This window comes from Cupriavidus sp. 01L46 (assembly GCF_056399905.1).
The window spans coordinates 1-23,096 of record NZ_JBFTSF010000084.1; the positions used below are offsets into that span (position 1 = coordinate 1).

Here is a 23,096-nt window from a genome sequence, read left to right on the forward strand (position 1 = left end):
GAACAAGCTGGTGGAGGCGCAGCGGCTGGAGCAGCGCTCCCGCTTCGACCTGGAAATGCTCTCCGAACTCGGGTTCTGCAAGGGCATCGAAAACTACTCGCGGCACCTGTCGGGCGCCAAGCCGGGCGATCCGCCGCCAACGCTGGTCGACTACCTGCCGCAGGACGCGTTGATGTTCCTGGACGAGTCGCACGTGCTGATGGGGCAGTTCAACGGCATGTACAACGGCGACAAGGCGCGCAAGACGACCTTGGTCGACTATGGCTTCCGGCTGCCGTCCGCCCTGGACAACCGCCCCCTCAAGTTCTCGGAGTTCGAGGGCAAGATGCGGCAGGTGATGTTTGTCTCCGCCACGCCGTCCAATTACGAGAACGAGCATGCGGGCCAGGTGGTGGAGCAGGTGGTCCGGCCCACCGGCCTGGTTGATCCGATCATCCACGTGCGTCCCGCGACCACGCAGGTCGACGACCTGCTGTCCGAGATCCACCAGAAGGTCTCCGTCGGCGAGCGCGTGCTGGTGACCACGCTGACCAAGCGCATGTCCGAGCAGCTCACGGAGTTCCTGACCGAGAACGGCGTCAAGGTGCGTTACCTGCACTCGGACATCGATACGGTGGAGCGCGTGGAGATCATTCGCGACCTCCGCCTGGGTACCTTCGACGTGCTGGTCGGCATCAACCTGCTGCGCGAGGGCCTGGATATTCCGGAAGTCTCGCTGGTGGCGATTCTCGACGCCGACAAGGAAGGCTTCCTGCGCGCCGAGCGTTCGTTGATCCAGACCATCGGCCGCGCAGCCCGTAACGTCAACGGCACCGCCATCCTGTACGCGGACCGGATGACCGATTCGATGAAGCGGGCGATCGGTGAGACGGAACGCCGCCGCGCCAAGCAGATCGCGTTCAACGAAGCCAATGGCATCGTGCCGCGCGGCGTGGTCAAGCGCATCAAGGACATCATCGACGGGGTCTACGACCCTGGCGAGGTCAAGGCCGAGCTGCTGGCCGCGGAGGAGCGCGCCAAGTACGAGGACATGAGCGAGAAGCAGGTTGCGAAGGAGATCAAGCGGCTGGAGAAGCAGATGTTCGAGCACGCCAAGAATCTCGAGTTCGAGAAGGCCGGGCAGGTGCGCGACCAGCTGGCCAAGCTCAAGCGCCAGGTCTTTGGCGCCAGCGGCGATGGGGAGCACCTGCCGCCGCCTGCCGCGGCCGCGTCCTGAGGGCGTGGGCCCTGCCTCGGCCACACGCCTGCGGGATGCAGGCGCGCGGCTTGGCTACCGCCTATAGTTGGAATCCCGGACAGTGGTGAGGAGATGTTCCATGGTCAAGCTCGCTCTGTGGGTTCCGCTGCATGCGAAGCCCGGCAAGGAAAAGGAAGTCGAGGAATTCCTGCTCGCCGGCTTGCCGCTGGTGCAGGCCGAAGCCGGCACCACGGCATGGTTTGCGCTGCGGCTCGGGCCATCCACGTTCGGCATCTTCGATGCGTTTGCCGATGAGGCCGGGCGCAACGCCCATCTGTCGGGCAAGGTGGCCGAGGCCCTGATGGCCAAGGCGCCCGACCTGTTCGCCAAGCCGCCTTCTATCGAAAAGCTGGATGTGCTGGCGGCCAAGCTGCCCTGAGCCGATTTGCCTGCTTGCCTGCTAGTCTTATCAGACCTTCGGGGGCAGCGAGCGCAAACGCTTGTTGACTTCCAGCAGGGTGTCGCACTTGTCCGCGCTGGCGGCCTCGCGCGTGCTGATGAAGTCCACGATGGCGCGCAGCGGTTCGCGTTGCGCGGCGCATGTGGTGGCTGGCGCCGGTGCCGAGGCAGGGACAGGGGCAGGGGCCGAGGCAGGGCAGGCGGCACCGATTTCTTTCTCCAGGCTATGCCGGACCACGGTGAGCAGGCTTTCGCAGCCTGCGCCGGAGGCGGCGTCCGCGGATGGCTCGGCGGCGTTGGCCAGGCTTGCGCAAAGCAGAAGGGGTGCCAGGAGGAGTGGGCTGAGGCGGAGGTTCACCGCGCGATTATGCGGTGGGCGGCACCTTCGCGTCATCTTTTTTGCCTGGTGGCTTCAACCGGCATGCTGGCGCTCCCGTGAGCGTGGTCCCGCGGGCAGGGCTGTAGAATCCGGCTTCGTTGTKGCAGCCGTGCCCGGTGCGGTGGCTGCAAGCCCGTCGCACGTGCCGCCTTTTGTCGTCTTGCTTTCGGCGCTGGATAGCGCCACACCCCTATGAAGAAATACGCCATCTTGATGTGTTGCATGGGAAACATCTGCCGTTCTCCGACCGCCGAGGGCGTGCTGCGCGCCAAGCTGGAGGCGGTCGGACTGGCCGATCTGGTCGAGCTGGATTCCGCCGGCACGCATGGCTATCACATCGGGCGCGCGCCCGATGCGCGCTCCCAGCGTCATGCGCTAGCCCGTGGCTACGACCTCTCCGCGCAACGCGCGCGCCAGGCCGTGGTGCAGGATTTCGCCCGTTTTGACCTGCTGCTGGCCATGGACCAGGACAACCTGGCGGCGCTGCGTGCCATCTGCCCGCCTGGCAGCCAGGACAAGCTGCGCCTGCTGATGAGCTTCGCCAGCCGGCACGCCACGGACGAAGTGCCGGATCCCTACTACGGCGAGGGTGATGGCTTCGAGCGCGTGCTCGACTATGTCGAGGACGCCTGCGATGGCGTGATCGCCATGCTCCGTGCCAAGGGGCTTGGCGGCGCTACCTGATTGCGCTCGGCCGCCCTTGCAGCCTTTCCATCACTTTCACGAGGATTCATGTTTCGTTCCCTGTTCCGCAAATGGCGCGAGTCGCGCAATGCCAGCCTGCAACTCGACGCAATCCTGGCGGCAGCGGACCCGGAGGCGCCGCTGGCCGACCGCAACGGCTGGCTGATCGAGCTGGGCTACTGGATCCGGCGCGACGGGCTGCCGGGCGCCGAAGGCGTGGCGGCTGACAAGAGCCGCCGGGAGCACGTGCGGCTGCGCTACCTGCTGCAGGTGCTTGGCCGCAATCCGGAAGTGGCGGGACGCTTTGCCCGCATGGTGCGTTCCATCGTGCGCGATAACGATCCGGTCACCCTGCTGTGCGACACCGGTGTGGCTTCCCACCCGGGCTTCTGGAGCGAGGTGCTGAACCGCTTGCAGGCGCGGTTCCTGCCGCCGCCGCCCAACCGTAGCGATATGGCGGGCCTGTTCGCACTGCTGTTTATCGATGGCAACGATGCCGACTGGGTCGAGGCGCTCGATGGCGACCTGCTCGATCGGCTGGGTGCCGTGCTACGCGCCGACGATCCGCAAGCGCGGGGCGAAGCCGCCGCGCCGCCCGAATGGGATCGTTTCGACCGCACGCTGGCCACCAGCATCCAGGTGCTGGTCAGCCAGGTGCGTGCTACCGGACTGAGCCAGGCAATCCGTTCGCGCCTCAAGGGCAAGGTGCAGGACACGCCGTTTTTTCGGCTGGACAGCGCCGTGCAAGCCTTGTGCGAAGAGGAGGAGGCGGCGCACGGCGGCGAGGCTTTCGCGCACCGGCTCAACTATTTCCGCGCGCTGCTCGATGGCTGCCACCAGGCGGCTCAGCGCGTGTACGACGACTTGGAGGAGAACGGCGTTTCGGTGGAGGTGGTGTTCCAGATCGAGCGCATGAAGGTCCGGCTCGCGCGCATCGAGCTGTTGCTGGCGACCTGGGTCGAGCCGCAGCGGCGCGGCCGGCATGCCCACCTGATCGCGGCGCTGATCCGCTCCACCCAGGCGCGGCGCAGTATCGGGCACCTGGCGGGCACCTCGTTTTCGCAACTGGCGCGCAAGGTGGTTGAGCGCTCGGCCGAGACCGGCGAGCACTACATCACGCGCGATCGCCGCGAGTATCGCGAGCTGATGCGGGCCGCCGCCGGTGGCGGCTTGATCACCGTTGGCACGGTCTATCTCAAGTTCCTGATCTATGGGCTGCACCTGGACAAGTTCATCGAGGGCCTGCTGGCCTCGCTCAACTATGCGGGCAGCTTCCTGGTGATCCACTTCGCGCATTTCACACTGGCCACCAAGCAGCCGGCGATGACCGGCCCGGCACTGGCGCACCGGCTCGATGCGGTCGGCAGGCCGGAGGGCCGGGAGATCTTCGTTGACGACACCATCGCCATGATCCGCTCAAACGCCGCGGCGATTTTCGGCAACCTGGCGGTGGTGTTCCCGGTGGCGATGGGCATCCAGTGGCTTGCCAACCGCATCCTGGGCGCCAACCTGATCACACCCGCCAAGGCGATCGCCACCATCGAGTCGTTTTCCATCCTTGGCCCCACGCCGGTCTACGCCATCTTTACCGGGGTACTCTTGTGGCTGTCCAGCCTGGTGGCGGGCTGGGCCGACAACTGGTTCGCGCTGCACAAGGTGCATGACGTGATGGTGTACAACCGCCGCCTGCGCTATGTGCTGGGTGCGCAGGGAGCCACGCGGATGGCGGACTTCTGGAAGCGCAATATGTCGGGGATCGCCGCCAATGTGTCGCTGGGGCTGCTGCTCGGGCTGGGGCCGGAGATACTCAGCTTCTTCGGCCCCCACATGGAAGTGCGGCACGTCACCTTGTCGACCGGCTCGGTGGGCACCGCGATCGGCGTGCTGGGCTTCGCTGTGCTGAAGCTGCCGTCGTTCTGGCTGGCGGTGGCGGGCATTGCGCTGATGGGGCTGCTGAACGTTGCTGTGAGTTTCGCGCTGGCCTTCAATATGGCGCTGGGCTCACGCAGCCTGCGCCGGGTGGATCGCCGGGCGCTAAGTTCGGCCGTGCGGCGGCGCATCCTGAAACACCCCTGGTCGCTGATCGTGCCGCCGCGCGCGCCCGTTGGCACGGCCTCGGCGGAGCAGGGGCGGGTTTGATGCGATGCGGCAGGGGTACTTGACTGAATTAGTCGACTTCTTTTATACTTGACCAAAATGATCAAGTACTCCCCAGCATCATGAGACTGACGACCAAAGGCCGCTTCGCGGTAACCGCCATGATTGACCTGGCCATGCGCCAGGATCAGGGCCCCGTTACGCTAGCGGGCATCAGCCAGCGCCAGAAAATATCCCTCTCTTACCTAGAGCAGCTGTTCGGTAAGCTGCGCCGCCACGAGATCGTGGAAAGCGTGCGCGGCCCGGGCGGCGGCTACAGTCTTGCCCGCAAGGCGGAAGACGTGACGGTGGCCGATATCATCATCGCAGTCGATGAGCCGCTCGACGCCACGCAATGCGGCGGAAAGGGTAATTGTAACGGAGATGAGGGAACCGGTCGCTGCATGACCCACGAGCTGTGGGCCACGCTGAACCAGAAAATGGTCGAGTATCTCGATTCCGTCTCCCTGAAGAACCTGGTCGACCAGCAGCGCGCCAAGTGTCCCGCGGTGTTGCACGACATGCGCGAGGAGTCGGCKGCGCAAACCGTGGCCGCGCCGATCGGCAAGGCGGACAAGCAGGAAAAGCCCGCGCGTCCGCGGGTGGTRAATTCGGTTTTCAGCCTGGCTCAGTCGTAAGACGGGCAGCCGGCGAGAGAATAGAGAGCAACGTCAAGCATAGCGGTCCCTAAAAGGCAGTCATAACGATGAGCACCCCACATTTCCCCATCTACATGGATTACTCAGCCACCACGCCGGTAGACCCGCGCGTGGCGGACAAGATGATTCCGTACTTGCGTGAACAGTTCGGCAATCCGGCTTCGCGCAGCCACGCCTACGGCTGGGATGCCGAGCGCGCGGTGGAAGAAGCGCGTGAGCAGGTGGCGGCACTGGTGGGCGCCGATCCGCGCGAGATCGTGTGGACATCGGGCGCAACCGAGTCCAACAACCTCGCCATCAAGGGCGCGGCCAATTTCTATTCGGGCAAGGGCAAGCACCTGATCACGGTGAAGACCGAGCACAAGGCTGTGCTCGACACCACMCGTGAGCTGGAGCGCCAGGGCTTCGAGGTGACCTACCTCGACGTGCAGGAAAACGGCCTGGTCGACATCGAAGTGCTCAAGGCGGCGATCCGCCCTGACACGATCCTGGTGTCGGTGATGCTGGTCAACAACGAGATCGGGGTGATCCAGGACGTGGCGCAGATCGGCGAGATCTGCCGCGCCAAGGGCATCATCTTCCATTGCGACGCGGCCCAGGCCACCGGCAAGGTGGCGATCGACCTGAACACGCTGAAGTGCGACCTGATGTCGTTCTCGGCACACAAGACCTACGGCCCGAAGGGCGTGGGCGCGCTGTACGTACGCCGCAAGCCGCGCGTGCGCCTGGAAGCGCAGATGCACGGCGGCGGTCACGAGCGCGGCATGCGTTCGGGCACGCTGGCCACGCATCAGATCGTGGGCATGGGCGAAGCCTTCCGCATCGCCCGCGAGGAAATGGCTACGGAAAACGAGCGTATCCGCATGCTGCGCGATCGCCTGTGGCGTGGCCTGTCGGGCATGGAAGAGGTCTACCTGAACGGCGACCTGGAACAACGCGTGCCGCATAACCTCAATGTCAGCTTCAACTTCGTCGAAGGCGAATCGCTGATCATGGCGATCAAGGACGTGGCGGTGTCGTCGGGTTCGGCCTGCACCTCGGCGTCGCTGGAGCCTTCGTACGTGCTGCGCGCCCTGGGCCGCAACGACGAACTCGCGCACAGTTCGATCCGCTTCACGGTGGGCCGTTTCACCACCGAGGAAGAAGTCGATTACACCGTGGAACTGCTCAAGAGCAAGATCTCCAAGCTGCGCGATTTGTCGCCGCTGTGGGAAATGTTCAAGGACGGTGTGGACCTGAATTCCATCCAGTGGGCAGCGCACTAAGCACCAAGCGCCAAGACCCACGCAAGACCCCATAAATACCGATACGCCAAGAGGTAGCCAAAATGTCATACAGCACCAAGGTTCTCGACCACTATGAAAACCCCCGCAATGTTGGCTCGTTCGATAAGAACGACGACGCGGTGGGCACCGGCATGGTTGGCGCGCCCGCTTGCGGCGACGTCATGAAGCTGCAGATCAAGGTCAACGAAGCTGGCGTGATCGAAGACGCCAAGTTCAAGACCTATGGCTGCGGCTCGGCCATCGCGTCCTCCTCGCTCGTGACCGAATGGGTCAAGGGCAAGACCGTGGATCAGGCACTGGAAATCAAGAATACGCACATCGCCGAAGAACTGGCGTTGCCGCCGGTGAAGATCCACTGCTCCATCCTGGCCGAAGATGCCATCAAGGCAGCGGTCGAGGACTACAAGAAGAAGCACGAAGGCGCCGAGCAGAAGGCCGCCTGAGTTCCGCGTTCAATCAAGGGATGAAGCAGCGATGATCACGCTTACCGAGAAGGCCGCCAAGCATGTGGCGCGCTACCTGGACCGCCGCGGCAAGGGCGTTGGCCTGCGCCTCGGCGTCAAGACCACCGGCTGCTCGGGCCTGGCCTACAAGCTGGAGTACGTCGACGACCTGTTGCCGGAAGACAGCGTGTTCGAGTCGCACGGCATCAAGGTGATCGTCGATCCCAAGAGCTTGCCGTATATCGATGGCACCGAGCTCGATTTTGCGCGTGAAGGCTTGAACGAGGGGTTTCGTTTCAACAACCCCAACGTCAAGGATGAGTGCGGTTGCGGAGAGTCGTTCCGGGTTTGAGCGTGCTGGCATCAGCACGCCGGATACGATGAAACGCAGCATTGTCGGCTTTCACCAGGACGAGGAAAGCCACTGGGTGGCGGAACTCGATTGCGGGCATGGCCAGCATATGCGCCATGACCCGCCCTGGCAGATGCGTCCATGGACGCTGACGCCGCAGGGGCGGGCGGCCAGGATGGGCGCGCTGGTGAACTGCCTGAAATGTGATCGGGCGGAGCCGCCGGCGGATTGGGCGGGCAGCAGYGCGAAGCGCGCCGCCTGACCGGATCAGCCGCCACATTGCTGCGGCCTGTGCCGCGCGGTCAGCGTGCCGCTTTCACGCTGAAGGCAGTTCAAAGGGGCGGCGCAGCCGCTCCTTTTTGTTGGGGAAGGTGTTGAAAGACGATTATTTCGCGCTATTCGGCCTGCCGGTCGGATATGCAGTCGACGAGGGGGCGCTGGACGCAGCCTACCTGACCGTGCAATCGCAGGCGCATCCGGACCGCTTCGCCAATGCCGGCGATGCGGAGCGGCGCGTGGCCATGCAATGGGCCGCGCATGCCAACGAGGCGTACCGCACGCTGCGCCAGCCRCTCAAGCGCGCGATCTACCTGCTGACGCTGCGTGGCGTGGACATCCAGGCCGAGAGCAATACCGCCATGGCGCCCGCCTTCCTGATGCAGCAGATGGAATGGCGCGAGGCCCTCCAGGAAGCGGTTGAAGAGAAAGATGTCGCGCGCCTCGATGCGCTGCTGCGTGAGCTGCGTGGCGAGAAGCGCGAGCGCCACGCGGCGCTGGGTGCGCTGCTCGATGCCGGCGATAACGCGGGTGCCGGCAGCGCGGCCAGGCAATTGATGTTCATCGAGAAAATCGAGCACGACACCAGCGAGGCGATCGAGCGCCTGGAAGGCTAGGGTCCCCGAGGGACCCCAGCGCCGCCAGGCAAGTTCACCTCAGCCATGCCACAATGGCGCCCCGGCGCAAAGCCGGCCTGTGTGACGGGCCGTTTTTGCCACCGCACGATTAAAGAAGATTCATCATGGCATTGCTCCAGATCTCCGAACCCGGCATGTCGCCGGCACCTCACCAGAAGCGGCTCGCGGTCGGCATCGACCTTGGCACCACCAATTCGCTGGTGGCAGCGGTTCGCAACAGCATTCCCGAAGTCCTGACCGACGAAAGCGGCCGCGCGTTGCTGCCTTCGGTCGTGCGCTACCTGCCCAAGGGTGCGCAGATCGGCTACCGCGCGCAGGAAGAAGCGGTGCACGACCCCAAGAACACCATCGTCTCGGTCAAGCGCTTCATGGGGCGCGGCTTGCGCGACGTCGCGCATATCGAGCACAGCCCCTACGATTTCGTCGATGCGCCCGGCATGGTGCAGATCAAGACCGTGGCCGGCGTGAAGAGTCCGGTGGAAGTCTCGGCGGAAATCCTGGCCACGCTGCGCCAGCGTGCCGAGGATTCGCTCGGCGACGAACTCGTCGGCGCGGTGATTACGGTGCCCGCCTATTTCGACGACGCCCAGCGCCAGGCCACCAAGGATGCCGCGCAGCTCGCGGGCCTTGAAGTGTTGCGCTTGCTCAACGAGCCCACCGCGGCTGCCATCGCCTATGGCCTGGACAATGCTTCCGAGGGCATCTACGCGGTGTACGACCTCGGCGGCGGCACCTTCGATATCTCCATCCTCAAGCTCAGCCGGGGCGTGTTCGAAGTGCTGGCCACCGGCGGCGATTCCGCCCTGGGTGGCGACGATTTCGACCAGCGCCTGATGTGCTGGATCGTCGAGCAGGCTAACCTGCAACCGCTGTCTGCCGAGGATATGCGCCTGCTGATGGTGCGCTCCCGCGCGGCCAAGGAAGCGTTGTCGGCGGCCGATTCGACCGTGATCGATGCCGTGCTGAACAGCGGCGAGATCGTGCACCTGACGCTCTCGGCCTCGACCTTTGTCGAGCTGACCGCGCCGCTGGTGCAAAAGACCCTGTCGCCTGTGCGCAAGGCGCTGCGCGATGCCGGCGTCGCGGCGGACGAGGTCAAGGGCGTCGTGCTGGTTGGCGGCGCAACCCGCATCCCCTCGATCCGCAAGGCGGTGGGAGACTTCTTCGGCCAGCCGCCGCTGACCAACCTCGATCCGGACAAGGTCGTGGCCCTGGGCGCGGCCATGCAGGCCAACCTGCTGGCCGGCAACGGCGCCCCCGGCGAGGACTGGCTGCTGCTGGACGTGATCCCGCTGTCACTGGGCGTGGAAACCATGGGTGGCCTGGTCGAGAAGATCATCCCGCGCAACAGCACCATCCCGGTTGCCCGCGCGCAGGAATTCACCACGTTCAAGGACGGCCAGACGGCCATCGCCATCCACGTGCTGCAAGGCGAGCGCGAACTGGCGAGCGATTGCCGCTCGCTGGCGCGTTTCGAGTTGCGCGGCATTCCGCCGATGGTAGCCGGCGCGGCACGCATTCGCGTGACGTACCAGGTTGACGCCGACGGGCTGCTGTCGGTCTTCGCGCGCGAGACGCAATCGGGCGTGGAGGCGACTATCGCTGTCAAGCCGTCCTACGGCCTTGCCGACGAMGAGATCGCGCGCATGCTGCAGGACAGCTTCCGCGAAGCCGAGCACGACATGAAGAGCCGTGCGCTGGCGGAGGAACGCGTGGATGCCGCGCGCCTTATCGAAGCCACGCGCCGCGCGCTGGAACTCGATGGCGACCTGCTCTCGGCCGAGGAGCGCGCCGACGTGGAGCGCCTGATCGCGGCCGCGAGCGACGTTGCCGCAGGCGAAGATCACCACGCCATCAAGACGGCGGTGGAAGCGCTGTCCCGCGGCACCGACGAATTCGCTGCCCGCCGGATGGACCGCTCGATCAAGAGCGCGCTGGCCGGCCGCAAGGTGCAGGACCTGGGCTGATCCCCGAGGCCAATCGCACCCTATTTATATCCCAGGACATTCCATGCCACAGATCATCGTATTGCCCCACGTCGAACTCTGCCCCGAAGGGGCCGTGTTCGAAGCCAAAGCCGGCACCAGCATTTGCGACGCGTTGCTCAGCAACGGCATCGAGATCGAGCACGCCTGCGAGAAGTCTTGCGCGTGCACCACCTGCCACGTGGTGGTGCGCGAGGGCTTCAACTCGCTGGAAGAGGCCGAAGAAAAAGAGGAAGACCTGCTCGACAAGGCCTGGGGCCTGGAGCCCAACTCGCGCCTGTCCTGCCAGGCCCTGGTGGCCGACGGCGACCTCACCGTGCAGATCCCCAAGTACACGATCAACCATGCCAAGGAAGAGCATTGAGCGCGGCGCGCTCGCTGACTTGCTGGCCTGACCAGAGCTGACCGGAGAGAATTCCCATGAAGTGGACCGACACCTACGACATCGCCGCCGCCCTGTACGACAAGTACCCGGACGTGGATCCCACCACCATCCGCTTCACCGACCTGCACCGCTGGGTCATGGAGCTGGACGGCTTTGCCGATGTGGCCGATCGCTCGGGCGAGAAGATCCTGGAAGCGATTCAATCCGCCTGGATTGAAGAAGCGGAATAAAGGCTGGAACGAAAAAAAACCGCGTCTCACGCGGTTTTTTTTTGCTGTTGCGGATGCCGGCTCAGCCAGCGACCAGCTGGCCATCCTGCATGTGCACACGTTCCCCGACTTGCACGCCCGGGTCGGCTTGATACGTGAAGGTGCGGTGGCTGCCGTTGTCCATCTGCACGCGGACCTGGTAGCTGGTGTCCTTGCGCACGGTCTTCTCGATCTGGTTGCCGGCAAAGCCGCCGCCCACAGCACCGGCCACGGTGCCCAGGATACGGCCATTGCCCTTGCCGATCTGGTTGCCGAGCAGGCCGCCGATGACCGCGCCGCCGACGGCGCCCAGGCCACTGGCCGGCTTGGGCGCTTCGATCGGGGTGATGGCTACGACGCGGCCGGCATACGCGCTGCCTTGCGCCGGCTGGCGTTCGGCATAGGCGCCGTTGTCATTGCGGCTGGGCGCGGGACCATAGCCTGCATCGCGGCTGGCGCTGCTGCGCTCCTGGGCGCGGCGTGCAGCGGGTGCCGGTGCCGGTGCCGGTGCGGCCGGGGCGATGGGCGCTTGTGCCAGGTTCGCGGTCTCGGGCGGCCGCGTGGTGCTGCCCGGTGCCGGCAGTTGCGCGGTGTCGGCGCCATTGACGGTGGCATTGGCGGCGACAGGCGCAGTCAGGGATTGCTGCGTTCCCTGCGTGGCCTTGCTGGTAGGCAGCACGCCAGTCATGGCGGCGACCGCGGTCAGGCTGGCGATCACGATGGCTACCGCGGCGGCGCCGACCAGCGGATGCAGGCGGCGTTGGGTGGGCAGGGAAGCGGGCATGGCAGGCTCGTTGGATTGGTGCAAGGTTGGATTCGACATATTATTTTCCTCGCAAACGCAGCCGGTCAGCGGTACTGATGGCTAGCGGTTCGATGGACCTAGTTTGGCCCAATTCACTGCCATTTTCCGTTTGATTTTGTAAGTTTCTGTAGTCTGAAATTTTCTTTTAAATCATAGGCTTGGCAGCGAAACTGCATGGCCTTCGCGGGYTGTGTTTGTAACAAGCTCGCAGCCACAAGCAAAAAGCCCCACCAAACATTGGTGGGGCTTTTTGCTGTGCGAGGCAGCCCGGCGAGGCTGCCGCGCCGCGTCAGTCCTCGCGGCGCAGATGCGGGAACAAGATGACGTCGCGGATGTTCGGGCTGTCGGTCAGCAACATCACCAGGCGGTCGATGCCGATGCCGCAGCCGCCCGTCGGGGGCATGCCGTATTCCAGCGCACGGATGTAGTCGGCGTCGAAGTACATCGCTTCTTCGTCGCCAGCATCCTTCTGGTCAACCTGCTTGCGGAAGCGCTCGGCCTGGTCTTCGGCGTCGTTCAGCTCGGAGAACCCGTTGGCGATCTCGCGGCCGGTGATGAACAGCTCGAAGCGCTCGGTGATGCCCGGCTGGGTATCCGAGGCGCGCGCCAGCGGCGAGACTTCCACCGGGTAGTCGATGATGAACGTCGGCTCCCACAGCTGGCTTTCGGCGGTTTCCTCGAACAGCACCAGTTGCAGCGTGCCCAGGCCCGCATTAAGGAATTGCGGGGCGCCGGTGTTGATGCCGAACTTCTTCAGCTCGGCGCGCAGGAATTCCGTGTCGGCCAGTTGCGCGTCGGTATATTGCGGCGCGAACTTCTGGATGGCCTGCGTGATGGTGAGGCGATGGAACGGCTTGGACAGGTCCAGCTCGCGGTCCTGGTAGGTCAGCACGGCGCTGCCGCGCGCGTCGATCGCGGCCTGGCGGATCAGGTCCTCGGTGAAGTCCATCAGCCAGCGGTAGTCCGTGTAGGCCGCGTAGAACTCCATCATGGTGAACTCAGGGTTGTGGCGCGGGCTCACCCCCTCGTTGCGGAAGTTGCGGTTGATCTCGAACACGCGCTCGAAACCGCCCACCACCAGGCGCTTCAGGTACAGCTCGGGCGCGATGCGCAGGAACATCTGCATGTCCAGCGCGTTGTGGTGGGTGATGAACGGCTTGGCCGTGGCGCCGCCCGGGATCGGGTGCAGCATCGGCGTTTCGACTTCCATGAAGTCGTTGCTGGCCATGTGCCGGCGCAGCGAGCTGATGGCGTTGGTGCGGGCGCGGAAGGTGGCGCGCGTTTCCGGCGACACGATCAGGTCCACATAGCGCTGGCGGTATTTCTGTTCCTGGTCGGCCAGGCCGTAGTAGTCGCCGGGCAGGGGGCGCAGGCTCTTGGACAGCAGGCGCAGTTCGGTCACCGCCACCGACAGCTCACCAGTCTTGGTCTTCATCAGCGTGCCGCGGGCCGCCACGATATCGCCCAGGTCCCACTTCTTGAAGGCGGCGTACACGTCTTCACCGATCGCATCGCGGCTGATGTAGAACTGGATGCGGCCCGAGCCGTCCTGCACGGTGGCAAAGCTGGCCTTGCCCATCACGCGCTTGAGCATCATGCGCCCGGCGATGGCGACTTCCACCGGGGTGGCTTCGAGCACGGCCTGCTCGGTCTCGCTGTACTGCGYGTGCAGCGCGGCGGCCTGGTGGGTCGGGCGGAAGTCGTTGGGGAAGGCCGGGCCTTGCTGACGCAGGGCCTGGAGCTTCTCGCGCCGTTCCGCGATGATCTTGTTTTCGTCGGCTGCGGCCGGGACGTTGGTCTCGGCGGGAGCGCGGTTGGATTCGGTCATGATGTCTTGGTGGGTCGCTCGGGCCAGGCCCGCGCGAGGTTCATGTATTGCGGATGTCGTCGAGCTCGGTGCTGCCGAAGTCAGGCCGCTGCAGGTACGCAGCGATACGCTGCGCGGTGTCGTCGGCCGAGGCCAGCTGATCGTTGTCCTTGAGGTCGCGGAAGCGCTGCACCTGCGCAAAGTCGGCGTTGCGGATGGTGGCCTGCATGCCGGTATCGACCACGCCCGGCGCCAGCGCTACCGCGCGCACGGCGCGTTCGGCCGGCGCCTGCGCGTATTCGGCGTTGATGGAGCGCACGAACATGTCCAGGCCCGCCTTGCCAGCGCAATACGCGCTCCAGCCTTCGACCGGGCGGCGCGCCGCGCCGGAGGAGATCGCCAGGATCTTGCGCGGGCAGCCAAAGCGCTCGGTGTGCGAGAGGAAGGCCGCGGTCATGGTCATCGGCGTGGCCAGGTTGGTCAGCAGATGCTGCACCACCGCCGGTTCGCGCAGATTGGCGATGGGGCCGATCGGATCGATCACGCCCGCGTTCAGGATCAGCGTGACGCTGGCAAGCGTCTCCTCGACGACATCGAGGACGCTGCCGAGCCAGGTTGCCGACGGGCCAGCTTGGGAGAGGTCTTGCAAGTGCCAGGCTACCTTGACGCCGCTGGCGGACGCCGCCCGTTCCAGCTCGGGATTGCGGCTGCGGGACACGCACACCAGGCGGTTGCCCGGTTTGAGCAATGCCTGCGTCAGCGAGGCACCGAGCCCGCGCGAGGTGCCCGTGATGATGATCAGATGCGTTGCTGCGGTCGATGCTGCGGTCATGGTCAAGATTGTCCCGGCAGGTGAGTGGCCGCACCTGCCGCCGCCACACGCCGATCCCTGCCGGGAGCGCGTGGCGGCGGCGCGGCGCCGCTGCGTGTTACAGCCCTTGCTTCAGGCTGGCTACGATGAAGGGATCCAGGTCGCCGTCCAGCACCTTCTGCGTGTTGGACATTTCCACGTTGGTGCGCAGATCCTTGATGCGGCTCTGGTCCAGCACGTACGAGCGGATCTGGTGGCCCCAGCCCACATCGGTCTTGGACGACTCCAGCTTGTCGGCTTCGGCCTGGCGCTTGCGCATTTCGTGCTCATACAGGCGCGACTTCAGCATCGACATGGCTTCGGCGCGGTTGCGGTGYTGCGAGCGGTCGTTCTGGCACTGCACCACAATGCCGGTCGGGATGTGCGTGATCCGCACGGCCGAATCGGTCTTGTTGATGTGCTGGCCGCCCGCGCCGGAGGCACGGTAGGTATCCACGCGCAGGTCCGCCGGATTGACGTCGACCTCGAACGATTCGTCGACCTCGGGGTAGACGAAGACCGACGAGAACGACGTGTGGCGGCCGCCCGACGAATCGAACGGCGACTTGCGCACCAGGCGGTGCACGCCGGTTTCCGTGCGCAGGTAGCCGAACGCGTACTCGCCCTCGACCTTGATCGTGGCGCTCTTGATGCCCGCCACGTCGCCCTCCGACTCTTCCAGCACTTCGGCCTTGAAGCCCTTGCGCTCGCAGTACTTCAGGTACTGGCGCAGCAGCATCGAGGCCCAGTCGCAGGCTTCGGTGCCGCCGGCGCCGGCCTGGATGTCGATAAAGGCGTTGGCCTGGTCCATTTCGCCGGAGAACATGCGGCGGAATTCCATGTCGGCGACGATGGCCTCGAAGCCGGCAACGTCGGTTTCGATGGCTTCCAGCGTGTCGTCGTCGCCTTCTTCGCGGGCGAGCTCGAACAGCTCGTCGGCGCCGCTAAGGTCGTCCGTGAGCTTGCCGAGCACGCTGACCACGCCCTCCAGCATCTTCTTTTCCTTGCCGAGATCCTGGGCCCGCTTGGGGTTGTTCCAGACCTCGGGGTCCTCGAGTTCGCCGTTGACTTCGTCGAGTCGTCCTACTTTGACATCGTAGTCAAAGATACCCCCGTAGATCTTCCGTTCGCGAACGGAGATCAGAGATGGCACCGGAGATGGCGTTGAGGCGTTCTGCTTCCATGATGTTCCTGCGCTTTCAAAACCTTGAATTATAGCGGATCGGGGGCTTTTGCCCCGGTTGTGATCGTGTCTGTTGCGCGATTTCGAACGGTTTGCCCCCTGGAGGGTCTACAGTTGCGGGTGCATCATGGCAGACTCGAACGTGCCGTCGGCCCAAGACCGGCCACCAGGCAGGCTTCAAGTTAAGGACAGGGAKGGACGATAAGTACGTGATGAAGCAAAGCAACCACGACAAGACGAGCGCGCGGCGCCGCGCGCTTGGCCTGCTGGCCGCCGCCGCTGCGGCGTGCCTGGCCGCCGGCTGCGGCACCCTGGCCAGCGAACCCGCGCCGGATGGCTACTACCGGGTGCAGAGCGGCGACACCTTGTACACCGTGGCCCGGCGGCACAAGCGCGCCGTGCGCGACCTGGTGCGCTGGAACCAGCTGCCCAGCGCGGACCGGATCGAAGTCGGGCAACTGCTGCGGGTCCGCCCGCCGGCTGGCGCCAGCGCCGGCACGGGGGCCGGCAACGGCCCGGTGGCGGTCGGGGACACGCCGCGGGTGGACAACAGCGCGCCGTCGCGCGCGCCCGCCACCAGCATCCGCCTGCAATGGCCGGCCGACGGCCGCGTGACCGCCGGCTACGGGCCGCCTGCCAGCAAGGGCCTGCGCATCAACACGGCGCCCGGCAGCGTGGTGCGCGCGGCCGCCGCCGGCAAGGCCATCCACGTCGGCGACCTGCGCGGCTACGGCATGCTGGTGATCATCAAGCACGACGACAACTGGCTGACGGTGTATGGCAACCTGGACAAGCCCTCGGTCAGCGAGGGCGCGCAGGTATCCGGCGGGCAGGAGGTCGGGCGCATGGGCACGGCCGACAGCGAGCTGCATTTCGAGGTACGCAACAACGGCAAACCGGTGGATCCGGTGGGGCTGCTGCCGTCGCGCGGCTAAGCCACCCGCTGGGCGGGCGCGCTACTGCGCGTGCTCGATCACCATCTGCACCCGTGTGATGCCGTTGAAGGTATTGTTGTCGAGCCGGTAGGCCACCAGCGCGCTGGCGCCCAGCGAATCCGCATGGTTGAACCAGATCGCGTCGAAGCGCTGGCTGCCGCGCCCCAGCTGCAGCTTCAGGTGCTTGCCCTTGAGCACGCTCTGGCGCAGCACGTCGAACTCGCCGCAGAAGGTGGGCGCAGGGAAGCCCTGGCCCCAGACCTGCTGCTCCAGCAGCGAGACGAATTCCGGGCTGAAGCAGGCATCCTCGATGTCGCCATCGGTCTCGATTACCCGCGCCAGCTGCTCGTCGCTCAGCCATTCGCGCCCCACCGCCTCGAACGCTTCCATGAACTGCCCGAAGCTGTCGGCGCCGAGGGTCAGTCCGGCCGCCATGGCGTGGCCGCCAAACTTCTTCAGCAGGCCGGGATGGCGCTTGGACACCAGGTCCAGCGCATCGCGCAGGTGAAAGCCCGGGATGGAGCGGCCCGATCCTTTGATCGTGTCTTCGTCGCCCGGGGCGAAGGTGATGGTGGGGCGATGGTATTTTTCCTTGAGCCGCGAGGCCACGATGCCGATCACGCCCTGGTGCCAGGTGTCGTTGAACACGCTGACGGTAAAGCGCGCGGCCGGATCCAGCGCGCCCAGCGGGCCTTCCAGGATCTGCAAGGCTTCCTGCTGCATGCCAGCTTCGATATCGCGCCGCTCGCGGTTCATGCCGTCGAGTTCCTGGGCGATTTCCCAGGCGCGGTTGGCGTCGTCGGTCAGCAGGCATTCGATGCCTAGCGACATGTCGGCCAGCCGCCCTGCGGCGTTCAGGCGCGGGCCCACGCCAAAGCCCAGGTCGAAGGTGTTGGCGCGCGTGGCCTCGCGCCCGGCGGCGCGGAAGAGGGCGGCCACGCCGGCGTGCATGCGGCCGGCGCGCATGCGCTTGAGGCCCTGCGCCACCAGGATGCGGTTGTTGCTGTCGAGCTTGACCACGTCGGCGACGGTGCCTAGCGCCACCAGGTCCAGCAGGGTGTCCAGGCGCGGCTGGGTCTGCGCGTCGAACACGCCGCGGCGGCGCAGTTCGGCACGCAAGGCCAGCAGCACGTAGAACATCACGCCCACGCCCGCCAGGTTCTTGCTGGGGAATTCGCAGCCGGGCTGGTTGGGGTTGACGATCACGGCCGCGTCGGGCAGCTGGTCGCCGGGCAAGTGGTGGTCGGTCACCACCACGTCGATGCCGAGCGCATTGGCCGCCGCCACGCCGTCGACGCTGGCAATGCCGTTGTCCACCGTCACGATCACATCCGGCTGCTGCTTGGCGGCCAGGGCCACGATCTCCGGGGTCAGGCCGTAGCCGTACTCGAAGCGGTTGGGCACGATGTAGTCGATGCGCGCCCCCAGCATGCGCAAACCGCGCACGCCTACCGCGCAGGCGGTGGCGCCGTCGCAGTCATAGTCCGCCACGATCAGCAGGCGCCGGCCCGCGGCGATGGCGTCGGCCAGGTAGGTGGCCGCGTGGTCGATGCCTTTCATGGCCGCCGGCGGCACCAGGCCGGGCAGCTCGGTGGCGAGCTCGGCCGGCTCGCGTACGCCCCGTGCCGAGAGGATGCGCGCCAGCGTGGGATGCAGGCCGATCCCGGCCAGCTTGCCGGCATATTCGGCGGAAAAGGAACGAACGGCGATTTTTGTCATTGCGGGGTCTTGCGGAAAACCAGGGGATCAGGCGGCATAGGCGAGGTCGGACAGCAGCGCGCGCCAGTCGCCGCGCTGGCCCAGGCCGCGCCAGAACTTGCGCAGGTCGGCGCGGCGCACGGTGAACTCGGCGTAGTGGTTGTCGCCGGACAGCATSAGCGTGACCGCCTGCAACTGCCCGSCTTCRAGGGCGGCCAGGGCGGGCGCGAACCATTCGGCGTCGAGCGTGTGCATGCGCTCGATCCACAGGCCCCAGTCCTGGGCGATATGGGACTCGATGGCGTCCTCCAGCAGCACCATGGCGCTGCCCTGCATCGCCTGGATTGCCTTGAAACGCGGCGGCTGGGGCTGGCATGCCGCGCCGCCGGCCAGCGCCACGCCGCGCAGGAAGGCGTCGCTGGTCAATACCGTGTCCGCCAGGCGCGGCACCGGCTGCAGGGTGCCGCCGCCGTGGAGCCAGACCGAATTGACGGAGAACTCTCCCGCAGCCTCCCTGGCCTGGTTCACCGGATGGTCGTACCAGGTCATCTGGATTTCGTTCTGGATCCGGCGCCAGTCGCGGGCGCGCTCGCCGGCTTGCATCCACACATCGATATTGCGGCCGGTGGCGCGCAGCGGGCTGGCGGCCACAAGTGGCCCGAATACGGCTTGCGGGATGTACCAGCGCGCCGGGTGCGGTGTCTCAAGCACAATGCCGGATTCCTGCAGCAGCGCCGCCACCGCGGCGTGCAGGGCGGCGGACTCCTCGGCCCGGATATGCAGCTGGGCCGGATCCATCAGCACCAGGTGGTCGCGCGCGGCGTGGATATGCACCGGCTGCAGGCAGGCCCAGGCCTGGCCATCGTCCACCGTGGCACTGGCGCCGGCGGCGGTCATGTCGGCCAGGCGCATGTACGGGGCGCTGGGCACACGGGCTGTGTCGAGCCTGGCGCGCCCGGCCAGCCAGCGCTCATGCGGCAGCGCGCGCAGGAAGGGGTCGTCGTGCCGCTCGCGCGGGCCGGGGCTGGCGCGCGTGAGCAACTTTCCCAGCGCCGGCAACTCCAACTGCCGCAGCAGGGCTTCGAGCATGGCGTCGTTGCCCCCGCCGTCGGCGTCGATCGCGGCGCCGGGCGGGACAGAAAAGGGCACAATCAGGGTCAGGTGCGTCATCATGGTGCCGAGATTGTAAACTTGCGGCTGGCTGGCGGCGGAAATATCGTCCCMGGCCTCGGTTGCGACAGTGGCGACAGTGGCGCGAGCGGCGCCCCGGGTGTGCGGCCGGCAAGTCATCAGCGGCGTCGGCGGTGTGGCGCCGGCGTTTCTCCTTAACAACAGGAACCCTCTTGAACTTTCCTTACGAGTGGCAGATCGGTTGGCGATACACCCGCGCAAGCAAGCGCGCCAGCCGCAACACCTTTATTTCCTTTATCTCGATGATTTCCATGCTCGGCATTGCGCTGGGCGTGGCGGCGCTGATCGTGGTGCTGTCGGTGATGAACGGTTTCCAGAAAGAAGTGCGGGATCGCATGCTCTCGGTGCTGTCGCACATCGAGGTGGTCGGCCCCGGGGCGCTGCCCGACTGGCAGAAGACCGCCGCCGAGGCGATGCGCAACAAGGAAGTGATCGGTGCTGCGCCCTATGTGGCCGCGCAGGCTATGCTGACCCGCGAGGACGCCGTGCGCGGCGTGCTGCTGCGCGGGGTCGAGCCTTCGGAAGAGCCCAAGGTTTCCGATATCGGCAAGCAGTTCCGGGGCGGCAGCATGGAGCAGCTGCTTCCGGGCKAGTTCGGCATTGCCCTGGGCAATGAGCTGGCCAACGCGATGGGCGTGCAGGTGGGCGACAAGGTCACGCTGGTGGTGCCGCAGGGCACCATCACGCCGGCCGGCGTGCTGCCGAGGCTCAAGCAGTTCACGGTGGTGGGCGTGTTCTCGTCCGGCCATTTCGAGTTCGACAATGCGCTGGCGCTGATCAATATCCGCGACGCCGAAGCCATGTTCCGCCTCGCCGGGCCCACCGGCGTGCGTTTGAAACTGACGGACATGCAGCGTGCGCCCCAGGTAGCCGACCAGCTGGCCGGCACGCTCTCGGGCGAGCTTTACCTGCGGGACTGGTCCAAGCAGAACCGCAACTGGTTTGCCGCGGTACAGACCGAGAAGCGCATGATGTTCATCATCCTGACGCTGATCATCGCGGTGGCGGCCTTCAACCTGGTGTCCACGCTGGTCATGACCGTGACGGACAAGCAGGCTGACATCGCCATCCTGCGCACCATGGGCGCCCAGCCGAGCTCGATCACCAAGATCTTTATCGTGCAGGGCGTTGCCATTGGCTTTATCGGCACGCTGGCGGGGGTTGCCGGCGGCGCCTTGATCGCCTTCAACATCGATGTGATCGTGCCCTTTATCGAACAGCTGCTGCATGTGCAGTTCCTGCCGCGCGACATCTATTTCATTAGCGAACTGCCCTCGGATCCCCGCGTGAACGACATTGCGACCATCGGTATCGTCTCCTTCGTGCTGTCCATCCTGGCCACGCTCTACCCAAGCTGGCGTGCCGCCCGCGTCAACCCGGCGGAGGCGCTGCGCTATGAGTGAAACCCTGATGCGCGCCGCACCGGCCGGCAATGCCGCTGACGCCGCTGGCAAGGCCGGCTCGGATACGCCGGTGCTGCTGGCCGAAGGCCTGACCAAGCGCTTCCGCCAGGGCGGCCTGGACGTGACCGTGCTCAAGGGCGTGGATGTCCGGGTGGATGCGGGCGAGAAAGTCGCCATCGTGGGCGCTTCCGGCTCCGGCAAGAGCACGCTGCTGCATGTGCTGGGCGGGCTCGATAACCCGGACAGCGGGCGGGTCGCCTTGAAGGGCCGGCCCTTCACCGCGCTGCGCGAGAGCGAGCGCAATATCGTGCGCAACCGCGAGCTGGGCTTCATCTACCAGTTCCACCACCTGCTGCCCGAGTTCACCGCGCTGGATAATGTGGCCATGCCGATGCGCATCCGCGGGCTGCGCCAGCCCGAGGCGCGCGCGGCGGCGATGACGGTGCTGGAGCGCGTGGGCCTGGGCGACCGGGCGCAGCACCGGCCCGGCGAGCTGTCGGGCGGCGAGCGCCAGCGGGTGGCGATCGCCCGCGCGCTGGTGGGCGGCCCGGCCTGTGTGCTGGCGGACGAGCCCACCGGCAACCTGGACGACCATACCGCGGGCGGCGTCTACGACCTGATGCTGGAGCTGTCGCGCACGCTGGGCACCAGTTTTGTCATCGTGACCCATGACCTCGACCTGGCCAGCCGCTGCGATCGCGTGCTGCGACTGCGCGACGGGCATATCCACCGCGAGCGCTGAGCGCCCTGGCGCCAGCGGAACCCACCATGTGGATCGATACGCATTGCCACCTCGACGCGGGCGAATTCGATGCCGACCGTGACACCGTTGCCGCCGCCGCTGCCACGGCGGGGGTGACGGGCATCGTGCTGCCGGCCGTGGCCGTGTCGAATTTTGCCGCGGTGCGGGCGCTGGCGCATCGCCACGCTAGCTGCGTCTACGCGCTGGGGATCCATCCGCTGTGCACGCCGGGCGCGGGCCAGGCCGACCTCGACGCCTTGCGCAGCGAGGCGCAAGCCTCGCTGGCCGATCCGCGCTTCGTCGGTATCGGCGAGATCGGGCTCGATTTCTTCGTGCCCGGCCTCGATGCCGCGCACCAGGCCTGGATCTACGCCGAGCAACTCAAGATTGCGCGCGAGCTGGACTTGCCGGTGCTGCTGCATGTGCGTAAGTCGCAGGACCAGGTGGCGGCCCAGTTGCGCCGCATCGGCGTGCGCCAGGGCATTGCCCATGCTTTCAACGGCAGTGTGCAGCAGGCGCGGGGATTTATCGACCAGGGCCTCAAGCTGGGTTTCGGCGGCAACCTGACCTTCAGCCGCGCCAACCAGATCCGGCGCCTGGCGGTGGACCTGCCGCTCGACGCCATCGTGCTGGAAACCGACGCACCCGACATCGCGCCCGCCTGGCTGTCCGACGACCAGTTCGGCGAGCAGCACAAGGCGCGCAACACGCCTGCCGAAGTGGCCGGCGTGGCGCGCGTGCTGGGCGAGTTGCGCGGGCTGGATGCCGTGCCGCTGGCGCAGGCGATGTGGCGCAACTCCGTGGCCGCCTTGCCGCGGCTGGGCGCGTTCGCGTCAACCATGTTCCCCTCGGCATTGCCTGCTTTGGCCCCGGCCGAAACAATCGGCAACCAACCCGTTTCATCCTGACAAGTCTGGCGGCCGGTGACGGCCGTATAAGCAGACGCATCCGATATCCCATCTACCCGTTGGGGAGTCCACATGCGTCTGTCTTTGCTCGCCTTCGTGGCGGGCTGCTGGTGGCTGCAGCAACAAGGCTCGCTGCCGCGTGGCGGCGCGGTGTGGGCGTTGGCGGCTGCCGGGCTCCTGGCGGCCACGCTCGCGCTGGGCCTGCGCACGCGCCGGCCTGGCTGGGCGCGGGTGGCCTGGATCGCGTTGTCGCTGCTGGCTGGTTTCGGCTGTTCGGCGTGGCGCGCCGAGGTTCGTCTGGCAGAGCGGCTCGCGCCTGGGCTGGAAGGGGTCGACCTGCAGGTGAGTGGCGTGGTGGCCGGGCTGCCGGCGCAGGCCGCGCGCGGCCAGCGCTTCGTGTTCGCGCTCGACGATGCGGCTGGCATGCCGCCCCGCGTCTTGCTGGGCTGGGAGGATGCCCCGGCCGG

The 23,096-nt window shown here is 66.3% G+C and carries 25 protein-coding genes; 18 read left to right on the top strand and 7 right to left on the bottom strand.

The genetic code is table 11. From position 1 onward, the window contains the following. The coding region (locus tag AC1DS3_RS16995) for a helicase-related protein (protein WP_477127577.1) at nt 1-1,216 on the top strand (1,216 nt) is incomplete at its 5' end. Nucleotides 1,217-1,316: 100 nt separating this feature from the next. Next, nucleotides 1,317-1,616: a putative quinol monooxygenase gene (locus AC1DS3_RS17000; protein WP_441633624.1), complete on the top strand. Its 300-nt coding sequence runs from the start codon at nt 1,317-1,319 to the stop codon at nt 1,614-1,616. Between the two features lie 30 nt (nt 1,617-1,646). Here the strand turns inward: AC1DS3_RS17000 and AC1DS3_RS17005 are convergent, their stop codons facing one another. Next, nucleotides 1,647-1,994: a hypothetical protein gene (locus tag AC1DS3_RS17005; RefSeq protein WP_441633626.1), complete on the bottom strand. Its 348-nt coding sequence runs from the start codon at nt 1,992-1,994 to the stop codon at nt 1,647-1,649. A gap of 213 nt (nt 1,995-2,207) precedes the next feature. Here AC1DS3_RS17005 and AC1DS3_RS17010 point away from each other — a divergent pair, with 213 nt between their 5' ends. From AC1DS3_RS17010 to iscX, 11 genes are all read left to right on the top strand, one after another. Beyond that, nucleotides 2,208-2,699, top strand: a complete 492-nt coding sequence (locus AC1DS3_RS17010; protein ID WP_441633628.1) for a low molecular weight protein-tyrosine-phosphatase — start codon at nt 2,208-2,210, stop codon at nt 2,697-2,699. A gap of 48 nt (nt 2,700-2,747) precedes the next feature. Continuing rightward, complete coding sequence (locus tag AC1DS3_RS17015) at nt 2,748-4,838, top strand: site-specific recombinase (RefSeq protein WP_477109249.1); 2,091 nt, start codon at nt 2,748-2,750, stop codon at nt 4,836-4,838. 80 nt (nt 4,839-4,918) lie between these two features. Continuing rightward, on the top strand, nt 4,919-5,473 hold the full coding sequence (gene iscR, locus AC1DS3_RS17020; RefSeq protein ID WP_174422841.1) for a Fe-S cluster assembly transcriptional regulator IscR: 555 nt from the start codon (nt 4,919-4,921) through the stop codon (nt 5,471-5,473). A 62-nt stretch (nt 5,474-5,535) separates the two neighbouring features. Continuing rightward, nucleotides 5,536-6,759 carry an IscS subfamily cysteine desulfurase gene (locus tag AC1DS3_RS17025; RefSeq protein WP_441633762.1) on the top strand — a complete coding sequence of 408 codons (1,224 nt, stop codon included), beginning with the start codon at nt 5,536-5,538 and terminating at the stop codon, nt 6,757-6,759. A gap of 62 nt (nt 6,760-6,821) precedes the next feature. Beyond that, nucleotides 6,822-7,223, top strand: a complete 402-nt coding sequence (gene iscU / locus AC1DS3_RS17030) for a Fe-S cluster assembly scaffold IscU (RefSeq protein ID WP_006160178.1) — start codon at nt 6,822-6,824, stop codon at nt 7,221-7,223. A 31-nt stretch (nt 7,224-7,254) separates the two neighbouring features. Beyond that, complete coding sequence (gene iscA / locus AC1DS3_RS17035) at nt 7,255-7,575, top strand: iron-sulfur cluster assembly protein IscA (protein ID WP_017229301.1); 321 nt, start codon at nt 7,255-7,257, stop codon at nt 7,573-7,575. A 28-nt stretch (nt 7,576-7,603) separates the two neighbouring features. Continuing rightward, complete coding sequence (locus AC1DS3_RS17040; protein ID WP_441633633.1) at nt 7,604-7,837, top strand: DUF3565 domain-containing protein; 234 nt, start codon at nt 7,604-7,606, stop codon at nt 7,835-7,837. Nucleotides 7,838-7,949: 112 nt separating this feature from the next. Further along, nucleotides 7,950-8,468 carry a Fe-S protein assembly co-chaperone HscB gene (gene hscB, locus AC1DS3_RS17045; protein ID WP_441633635.1) on the top strand — a complete coding sequence of 173 codons (519 nt, stop codon included), beginning with the start codon at nt 7,950-7,952 and terminating at the stop codon, nt 8,466-8,468. 125 nt (nt 8,469-8,593) lie between these two features. Further along, nucleotides 8,594-10,456 carry a Fe-S protein assembly chaperone HscA gene (gene hscA / locus AC1DS3_RS17050; protein ID WP_477127578.1) on the top strand — a complete coding sequence of 621 codons (1,863 nt, stop codon included), beginning with the start codon at nt 8,594-8,596 and terminating at the stop codon, nt 10,454-10,456. 43 nt (nt 10,457-10,499) lie between these two features. Next, the gene (fdx, locus tag AC1DS3_RS17055) at nt 10,500-10,838 is read left to right on the top strand and encodes an ISC system 2Fe-2S type ferredoxin (RefSeq protein ID WP_441633639.1); all 339 of its coding nucleotides are present in this window, start codon (nt 10,500-10,502) and stop codon (nt 10,836-10,838) included. A gap of 56 nt (nt 10,839-10,894) precedes the next feature. Beyond that, nucleotides 10,895-11,089, top strand: coding sequence for a Fe-S cluster assembly protein IscX (gene iscX / locus AC1DS3_RS17060; protein WP_006160183.1), 195 nt, complete (start codon nt 10,895-10,897; stop codon nt 11,087-11,089). A 61-nt stretch (nt 11,090-11,150) separates the two neighbouring features. Here iscX and AC1DS3_RS17065 read toward each other — a convergent pair whose 3' ends face one another. The 4 genes from AC1DS3_RS17065 to prfB all read right to left on the bottom strand — a co-directional run bounded on the left by AC1DS3_RS17065 (nt 11,151) and on the right by prfB (nt 15,753). Continuing rightward, nucleotides 11,151-11,930 (bottom strand): glycine zipper 2TM domain-containing protein, encoded by a 780-nt coding sequence (locus AC1DS3_RS17065; protein WP_441633641.1) that lies wholly within the window; start codon nt 11,928-11,930, stop codon nt 11,151-11,153. Nucleotides 11,931-12,201: 271 nt separating this feature from the next. After that, nucleotides 12,202-13,740 carry a lysine--tRNA ligase gene (gene lysS, locus AC1DS3_RS17070; protein ID WP_477127579.1) on the bottom strand — a complete coding sequence of 513 codons (1,539 nt, stop codon included), beginning with the start codon at nt 13,738-13,740 and terminating at the stop codon, nt 12,202-12,204. A 40-nt stretch (nt 13,741-13,780) separates the two neighbouring features. After that, complete coding sequence (locus tag AC1DS3_RS17075; protein ID WP_441633644.1) at nt 13,781-14,551, bottom strand: SDR family oxidoreductase; 771 nt, start codon at nt 14,549-14,551, stop codon at nt 13,781-13,783. 97 nt (nt 14,552-14,648) lie between these two features. Then, a protein-coding gene (gene prfB, locus AC1DS3_RS17080) for a peptide chain release factor 2 (protein ID WP_441633646.1) occupies nt 14,649-15,753 on the bottom strand; the annotation gives its coding sequence in 2 pieces (ribosomal slippage) (nt 14,649-15,671 and nt 15,673-15,753; 1,104 coding nt in all). Between the two features lie 211 nt (nt 15,754-15,964). On the opposite strand from prfB, the gene AC1DS3_RS17085 reads away from it, so the two are divergent. Beyond that, entirely contained in the window at nt 15,965-16,687 is a 723-nt protein-coding gene (locus AC1DS3_RS17085) for a peptidoglycan DD-metalloendopeptidase family protein (RefSeq protein ID WP_441633648.1), read from the top strand. A gap of 21 nt (nt 16,688-16,708) precedes the next feature. Here AC1DS3_RS17085 and recJ read toward each other — a convergent pair whose 3' ends face one another. Both recJ and AC1DS3_RS17095 read right to left on the bottom strand, forming a co-directional pair. Next, complete coding sequence (recJ, locus tag AC1DS3_RS17090) at nt 16,709-18,406, bottom strand: single-stranded-DNA-specific exonuclease RecJ (RefSeq protein ID WP_441633650.1); 1,698 nt, start codon at nt 18,404-18,406, stop codon at nt 16,709-16,711. Nucleotides 18,407-18,433: 27 nt separating this feature from the next. Then, nucleotides 18,434-19,558 carry a hypothetical protein gene (locus AC1DS3_RS17095; RefSeq protein WP_477127580.1) on the bottom strand — a complete coding sequence of 375 codons (1,125 nt, stop codon included), beginning with the start codon at nt 19,556-19,558 and terminating at the stop codon, nt 18,434-18,436. Between the two features lie 170 nt (nt 19,559-19,728). On the opposite strand from AC1DS3_RS17095, the gene AC1DS3_RS17100 reads away from it, so the two are divergent. The 4 genes from AC1DS3_RS17100 to AC1DS3_RS17115 all read left to right on the top strand — a co-directional run. Further along, nucleotides 19,729-20,979, top strand: a complete 1,251-nt coding sequence (locus AC1DS3_RS17100; RefSeq protein WP_477127581.1) for a lipoprotein-releasing ABC transporter permease subunit — start codon at nt 19,729-19,731, stop codon at nt 20,977-20,979. Further along, complete coding sequence (gene lolD, locus AC1DS3_RS17105) at nt 20,972-21,721, top strand: lipoprotein-releasing ABC transporter ATP-binding protein LolD (RefSeq protein WP_441633656.1); 750 nt, start codon at nt 20,972-20,974, stop codon at nt 21,719-21,721. The genes AC1DS3_RS17100 and lolD overlap by 8 nt, the downstream gene beginning before the upstream one ends. Before the next feature lie 26 nt (nt 21,722-21,747). Then, nucleotides 21,748-22,629, top strand: coding sequence for a TatD family hydrolase (locus AC1DS3_RS17110; protein ID WP_441633658.1), 882 nt, complete (start codon nt 21,748-21,750; stop codon nt 22,627-22,629). 72 nt (nt 22,630-22,701) lie between these two features. Next, nucleotides 22,702-23,096 (top strand): DUF4131 domain-containing protein (locus AC1DS3_RS17115; protein ID WP_477127582.1); only part of this gene is annotated, 395 nt, incomplete at its 3' end.

What these genes read in the sequence shown, in the direction of transcription:
- iscX (WP_006160183.1), top strand. Translation starts at nt 10,895, where the DNA reads ATGAAGTGGACCGACACCTACGACATCGCCGCCGCCCTGTACGACAAG.
- AC1DS3_RS17015 (WP_477109249.1), top strand. Translation starts at nt 2,748, where the DNA reads ATGTTTCGTTCCCTGTTCCGCAAATGGCGCGAGTCGCGCAATGCCAGC.
- AC1DS3_RS17085 (WP_441633648.1), top strand. Translation starts at nt 15,965, where the DNA reads ATGAAGCAAAGCAACCACGACAAGACGAGCGCGCGGCGCCGCGCGCTT.
- AC1DS3_RS17000 (WP_441633624.1), top strand. Translation starts at nt 1,317, where the DNA reads ATGGTCAAGCTCGCTCTGTGGGTTCCGCTGCATGCGAAGCCCGGCAAG.
- AC1DS3_RS17075 (WP_441633644.1), bottom strand. Translation starts at nt 14,551, where the DNA reads ATGACCGCAGCATCGACCGCAGCAACGCATCTGATCATCATCACGGGC.
- AC1DS3_RS17010 (WP_441633628.1), top strand. Translation starts at nt 2,208, where the DNA reads ATGAAGAAATACGCCATCTTGATGTGTTGCATGGGAAACATCTGCCGT.
- AC1DS3_RS17110 (WP_441633658.1), top strand. Translation starts at nt 21,748, where the DNA reads ATGTGGATCGATACGCATTGCCACCTCGACGCGGGCGAATTCGATGCC.
- iscA (WP_017229301.1), top strand. Translation starts at nt 7,255, where the DNA reads ATGATCACGCTTACCGAGAAGGCCGCCAAGCATGTGGCGCGCTACCTG.
- recJ (WP_441633650.1), bottom strand. Translation starts at nt 18,406, where the DNA reads ATGACAAAAATCGCCGTTCGTTCCTTTTCCGCCGAATATGCCGGCAAG.
- iscU (WP_006160178.1), top strand. Translation starts at nt 6,822, where the DNA reads ATGTCATACAGCACCAAGGTTCTCGACCACTATGAAAACCCCCGCAAT.
- lolD (WP_441633656.1), top strand. Translation starts at nt 20,972, where the DNA reads ATGAGTGAAACCCTGATGCGCGCCGCACCGGCCGGCAATGCCGCTGAC.
- AC1DS3_RS17065 (WP_441633641.1), bottom strand. Translation starts at nt 11,930, where the DNA reads ATGTCGAATCCAACCTTGCACCAATCCAACGAGCCTGCCATGCCCGCT.
- fdx (WP_441633639.1), top strand. Translation starts at nt 10,500, where the DNA reads ATGCCACAGATCATCGTATTGCCCCACGTCGAACTCTGCCCCGAAGGG.